Origin of the sequence: Finegoldia magna, assembly GCF_018371055.1 — a bacterium.
GTDB classification, from domain to species: domain Bacteria; phylum Bacillota; class Clostridia; order Tissierellales; family Peptoniphilaceae; genus Finegoldia; species Finegoldia magna_I.
The window spans coordinates 1-6008 of sequence record NZ_JAGYZD010000098.1 but is presented as its reverse complement, the minus strand read 5'-3'; the positions used below and the strand labels follow the sequence as shown (position 1 = coordinate 6008).

Below are 6008 nucleotides of genomic sequence, written 5' to 3'. Positions count from 1 at the left end.
TTCTTTTCAACAGCAACAGATTCACCAGTCAACGATGATTCGTCGATTTTCAAGTTAGTAGATTCCAATAATTTCAAATCGGCAGGGATAATATCTCCCGTTTCCAATTCAACGATATCTCCTGGAACCAAATTTTGAGAATCCACTTCCATAATCTTGCCGTTTCTTATAACCTTGGCTTTAGGACTTGCCATTTTTTGCAAAGCTTCTATTGCTTGTTCCGCCTTACCTTCTTGATAAATCGAAAGAACCGCATTCACAATAACGATAGCGATGATAATAATACTATCTGTGACTTCCCCAATAGCCATGGATAAAATAGATGCCAATAGCAAAATAATTATCATAGGATCCAAAAATTGATCCTTTAATTTGGCTGCCATGGACTTTTTCTTCTTTTCTTTTAATACGTTCTTGCCGTATTTTTCTAACAAACTCGTTACCTTACTGTCGGATAGACCATTGTTTTGATCAGTGTCCAAACTTTTGATAACACTCTCATTAGATTCCTTGTACCAATCCAATCTCTTACCTCCTGTTAATTTCATAATAAAAAAAACTTTCACCATTTCTGGCAAAAGTCTTGCTAACCAAAGTGGCTTTGTGCCGGGTTTTAACCGTAATGACGACACAATATTTTTAAGCTACTCCCTCTTGTATATTAATTTTACCAAAAATATTATATTAAATCAATTATTTTATTATAACTTGAAAAGTATCGTGTTCCTTTTTCATATTCACAACTTTACAGCCCTCGTAATCGTGTGTGTCGATGAATGTGTCCACGATTGTTGGATCTTTTGTGAAATGCATTGGGAACAAAACTTTTGGATTGCATTTGTCGACAAATTCATTCACACCCAAATCGTATCTCTCCTTTAATCTAGGATCAACTGGGAAAAATCCTATGTCAACATGCCCAATCTTGTCGATTTCCTTGGAGAAATCCTGTTGCATCTTTTCTTTTTCTTCTTCGGTGTCTTCTTCCCACGCCCAATTGTTCAAATCTCCAGCGAAGAAAAATTTCAAATGATTCGCTTCAAAATACACGCTAATTCCCATATCAGTAGAACCAAGCGCTGTAAAATCTGCACCGTACACAGAAGTCGATTCACCAACTTCAAGTTTTATAACTTTTTTACCGAAATGCTTCTTCAAATCTTCGATATTATCTTCTCCCAAAAATACAACATTGTCCTTCGTATCGTAATCAAAAATCTCTTCGTATACATCTTCTGAGACAATATATGTAATATCACTAGAATTTTCATAATCAAAAATACTCTCATTGTAGTGATCTGCGTGTGAATGAGTCACCACGAAAATCACCTTCTTATCGTTCACATTTTTTGGCAAAGTTCCTTGAAAATAATCGAAAATAATAATCTTGTCTTCAAACTCCAAAGAAAATGAACTGTGGTATATATATCTAATGTTTAAACTTTGTTCCATTAAAATTCCTCCTCGTATATATTTACCCATAAACAGACATTTTACGCAAGTAAACGCATCAAATATTTTATAAATCCACAAAATTTTTACTTGTAGTATAATATTAATAATGAAAGGATGTTTTTATGAAAAAAACTAACGCAATGAGAATGCTCGACAAAGAAAAAATTGGGTATAAATATATAGAATACTCTGTGGGAGACGATGTGAGCGGCGAAAATGTCGCAAACAAATTAGATGAAGACGAAGCTTACGTGTTCAAAACACTTGTCACAGTTTCCAACACGAATGAAAATTTCGTGTTCGTTGTGGCCGTAAAAGATGAGCTTGATTTGAAAAAATGTGCGAAAATAGCCGGAGTGAAAAAGCTTGAAATGATTCACGTAAAAGATTTGTTGAAAACTACGGGCTACATAAGAGGCGGTTGCTCTCCTATCGGAATGAAAACAAAATTTAAAACTTTTATCGACGAAAGTTGTGAAGATAAGGAATATATTTACGTGTCTGGCGGCAAAATCGGAGCGCAAATCAAAATCGCTCCGAAAGATTTGATAAAAATTTGTGATATTACTGTAGCAGACATTAAAAAGGAGTAAAAATGGATTACGAAAAACAGCTTGAAGCTGTAATTAACTACATTAAAAGCGGAGAAAAATTAAAGGAAGATTTCACTGTCGGAATGGAGATGGAACATTTCATAATCGACAAGGATAGTTTGAAGACTGTGTCGTATTTTGGTGAAAACGGAGTCGGAGAAACTCTCAGAGAACTTCACGAAGGAGGATGTGTCGCTTACAAGGAAGGAGATTACATCCTTGGACTTGAAAATGATGATTTGGCAGTGTCAACAGAACCTGGAAGTCAGTTCGAAGTTGCATTGTCATCGAAGTGGAACATCGACGAATTGAAGGATATTTACATCAAAAATATGAGAAAACTGGTTGAAGTTTTCGATAAGAAAAACCAAGCGATGGTGACTTTGGGATATCATCCTGTGACTAAAATCGACGAGATTAAAATCTTGCCTAAAAAAAGATACGATTTTATGTACAAATATTTTAACGAAAGAGGAGACATGGCTCACAATATGATGAAGGGCACTTGCTCTTTGCAATGCAGCATCGACTACTCTTCTGAAGAAGATTTCGCCAAGAAATACAAAATTGCAAACTGTTTGTCTCCAGTTTTCTACACATTGTTCGACAACGCATACATTTTCGAAGGGAAACCAGCGAAAAGTCGTAACATGAGAGAAATCATTTGGGAAAACACAGACACTGACAGATCCGGCATGTATAAGTTTAGCTTCGATGATGATTTGAGCTACAAAAAATACGCCGAAAATATTTTGAACACGCCGTTGATATTCTCGATTGATGAAAACCACGAATCTTATTATGTCGGAGGGACAACTTTTAAGGAAGTATTCAAAGACGTTAGGGATACTGATATGATTTTCCACGCATTATCAATAGTATTTCCAGATGTTAGGGCGAAACGATACATCGAAATCAGAATGATGGACGAAATCAAATATCCACTTAATTTCTCAGCAGTCGCTCTAATCAAAGGATTGTTCTACGACGATACTAATTTGGACAAATTATCAGAGCTTTTCAAAAATATGACATACGATAATTGCATGAAAGCAAAACTAGACGCGCGTGAAAAAGGACTGGATGCTACATTTATGAATGTAAACATGTTGGAGTTTTGCAAAATGCTTGTGGATATGGCAAAAAACGGCCTTCCTGCAAATGAAATCGGATATCTCATTTCACTAGAAGAAATGTTAGAAAAAGGTATGAATCCAAGAGACAAGTTCGAGAAAACTTACAAGGAAAAAGGACTTCGTGAAGCTGTGATTGAAAACGAAATAAAATTGGAGGATTTAGATGTTTAATGACGAATATTCATTAGAATTATATAAAATAGTACGACAAGACGAGGACATGTATTACAGGGATTTCGTTGATTTTATCGCCAAAACAAAAGTATCAAAGGCGATTTATCACGGGGAGCCAATCCCTATGACCTACCAAGGACTTTTCTACAACAAAAAGAACCGCTCAGATTTTGTCTACATTTCAAATATTTTGATGAGCATTACAGATAAAATCACCGAAGAATTCGTAAAAAATCCTGAATATCGTAAAATATTCCAATTAGATCCGACAATCGAAGAACTTGTGCTTCACGATCCAGGCTACGATGTGCCAGTTCCAATCTGTCGCTACGACGTGTTCTACGACGGCGTCAATTATATGCTTTGTGAACTTAACACAGACGGATCTTCTGCGATGAACGAAGACAACACATTGGGACAACTTCTTCTACAAACAAAAGCTATGCAAAAATTCATGGAAAAACACGACGTCGAAAATATCGACATGTTCACTCCATGGGTTTGGGAAACAGCTGATATGTACAAAAAATACGTGTCGGACAAGAAACCAAACGTCGCAATCGTGGATAATTTGGAAGTGGGAACTCCGAACGAATTTGACGAATTCAAAAGAGTCTACGAAGAAAATGGATTCAACTGTGAAATCATAGACATCAGAGATTTGGAATACAAAAACGGCAAATTGTGCCACGGAGATTACGTAATAGATTTAGTTTACAGAAGAATTGTAACATTGGAATTGTTGAAAATAAAAGATCAGATCAAACCTTTCTTGGATGCATACATGGACAATGCGTTCTTCATGGTAGGATCGTTCAGGTCACAATTGATGCACTCCAAGCTTATTTTCGAAATCTTCAGAGACGAACAAACACAAGCGTTGTTAAATACTGAAGAAAAAAAATTCATCGACGAACACGTTCCATTCACGAAAAAAATCGAAGAACGTGATGCCTACGAAATCATAATGAACAAAGACAAATACATCTTCAAACCAATTGACGGTTACGCTTCGCTTGGAATATACGTTGGCCGTGAAATGACAGAAGAAGAATTACAAGAAAAACTTCCGGAATTTATCAAAACAGGTTACGTCTTCCAAGAATATTACGACATGAATAAGTGCGAATTCTTGGAATTCGAAGAAAAATCTCCCGTACTCAATAAATTCACACAAGTTGTGGGACTGTTCATCTACAACAAACACTTCGTCGCCCCTTATACACGAATTGGAAAAGATAACGTCGTAAGCGGCGCCAGAAAATATTATACAGCACCAAACTTGTTCATAAATGAGTAATTAAAAGCCACATTGTGTGGCTTTTTTTGTGTGGAAGAAAACTTCTTTAATTTTTAAAATTCATAATGTGACCATAAGCTGATTATTTTAATTATTTTCTCTTTTTCAAAAACTTCATAAACTAAACGATGTTGTATGTTGATTCTTCTTGAATAAGCGCCTTTCAACTCTCCCTGTAGTTTTTCATAATAAGGAGGTGTTTGATATGGATTTTGTTTTATTAATTCAACTAACATCTTTGCCTTTTTGTCTATACCAGCGGACTTTAAATTCTTTATATCTTTTGTCGCTTTCTTAGTATAAACAATTTTATATGTTACCATTCAACCTCATCTTCAGAAATGCAATCTTCTAATTTTGTATTCAAACCTTCTATTATTTTTTCTTTTTCTTTTGGGTTTGAGTATATTCTAAGAGTTTCCATCAATCCATTGTAATCATCTTCACTAAGAACAACTGCATTTCCAGTTTTTGTACTTATGTTTACAGGTTCATTAAATTTAATTGTTTGTTCAAGAATTCCGAAAATATTTTTTCTAAAATTTGTTACTGACGTCTTAATCATAATATCAACTCCTTATGTACATTATAGCGTACAGATTGATTTTTGTAAATATTTTTACTTCTCTAAGCCACATTGTGTGGCTTTTTTTGTGTGGGGTTTCCTAGCGTTTCAGTTTTGATTTTTTTGCTTTTATGATAATATTAAAGGTAAAGAAATTTTTTAATGATGATGAGAGGTCAATATGAGAAAATCTTGGAATGAATATTTTATGGATTTGGCATTGAATGTTGCGACACGTAGCACTTGTGACAGGGCGTTTGTTGGTTGTGTGTTGGTGAATTCTGACAACAGGATTGTATCGACAGGTTACAATGGTGCTATCAGTGGCAATCCTCACTGCGACGAGGTTGGTCACACTTTGCGAGACGGACATTGTATTGCTACGATTCACGCAGAGATGAATGCTTTGTTGTATTGTGCGAAAGAAGGAATTGCTGTGAAGGGTTGTATTTGTTATGTGACTCATTTTCCTTGTTTGAACTGCACGAAATCTTTAATTCAAGCTGGAATTAGCAAGATTTATTATCACGAAGCTTATCGTGTAGATGAGTATGCGATTGAATTGTTAGACCGAAATAATATTGAATATGTCCAAATTTAAAGAGGTGTAATATGGATAAAATAAAAAAACTTCTTGTGGCAAACCGTGGCGAGATTGCTATAAGAATTTTCAGAGCTTGTAGTGAGCTTGGAATAAGAAGCGTTGCGATTTATAGCGAAGAGGACAAGACTTCCCTTTTCAGAACGAAGGCTGACGAATCGTATTTGATAAAAGATGCGGCATC

General features: G+C 35.3%; 9 protein-coding genes. 5 read left to right on the top strand and 4 right to left on the bottom strand.

All coding sequences use genetic code 11. From position 1 onward, the window contains the following. Both KHW44_RS05470 and KHW44_RS05465 read right to left on the bottom strand, forming a co-directional pair. The coding region (locus tag KHW44_RS05470; RefSeq protein ID WP_304066921.1) for an HAD-IC family P-type ATPase at positions 1-524 on the bottom strand (524 nt) is incomplete at its 3' end. Positions 525-693: 169 nt separating this feature from the next. Further along, entirely contained in the window at positions 694-1452 is a 759-nt protein-coding gene (locus tag KHW44_RS05465; protein WP_304066915.1) for an MBL fold metallo-hydrolase, read from the bottom strand. Positions 1453-1577: 125 nt separating this feature from the next. Between KHW44_RS05465 and ybaK the strand changes: the two genes are divergently transcribed. The 3 genes from ybaK to KHW44_RS05450 are packed head-to-tail and all read left to right on the top strand — an operon-like array spanning position 1578 to position 4658. Beyond that, complete coding sequence (ybaK, locus tag KHW44_RS05460; protein WP_304066912.1) at positions 1578-2048, top strand: Cys-tRNA(Pro) deacylase; 471 nt, start codon at positions 1578-1580, stop codon at positions 2046-2048. A 2-nt stretch (positions 2049-2050) separates the two neighbouring features. Next, entirely contained in the window at positions 2051-3355 is a 1305-nt protein-coding gene (locus tag KHW44_RS05455) for a glutamate--cysteine ligase (RefSeq protein WP_304066909.1), read from the top strand. Next, entirely contained in the window at positions 3348-4658 is a 1311-nt protein-coding gene (locus KHW44_RS05450; protein WP_304066907.1) for a glutathionylspermidine synthase, read from the top strand. The genes KHW44_RS05455 and KHW44_RS05450 overlap by 8 nt, the downstream gene beginning before the upstream one ends. Positions 4659-4711: 53 nt before the next feature. Here the strand turns inward: KHW44_RS05450 and KHW44_RS05445 are convergent, their stop codons facing one another. Continuing rightward, positions 4712-4981: a Txe/YoeB family addiction module toxin gene (locus tag KHW44_RS05445; protein ID WP_094209200.1), complete on the bottom strand. Its 270-nt coding sequence runs from the start codon at positions 4979-4981 to the stop codon at positions 4712-4714. Continuing rightward, on the bottom strand, positions 4975-5223 hold the full coding sequence (locus KHW44_RS05440) for a type II toxin-antitoxin system Phd/YefM family antitoxin (RefSeq protein WP_002836009.1): 249 nt from the start codon (positions 5221-5223) through the stop codon (positions 4975-4977). The genes KHW44_RS05445 and KHW44_RS05440 overlap by 7 nt, the downstream gene beginning before the upstream one ends. Positions 5224-5404: 181 nt before the next feature. Between KHW44_RS05440 and KHW44_RS05435 the strand changes: the two genes are divergently transcribed. Continuing rightward, positions 5405-5824 carry a cytidine/deoxycytidylate deaminase family protein gene (locus KHW44_RS05435; protein ID WP_002838677.1) on the top strand — a complete coding sequence of 140 codons (420 nt, stop codon included), beginning with the start codon at positions 5405-5407 and terminating at the stop codon, positions 5822-5824. Between the two features lie 11 nt (positions 5825-5835). Beyond that, the coding region (locus tag KHW44_RS05430) for a biotin carboxylase N-terminal domain-containing protein (protein WP_304066918.1) at positions 5836-6008 on the top strand (173 nt) is incomplete at its 3' end.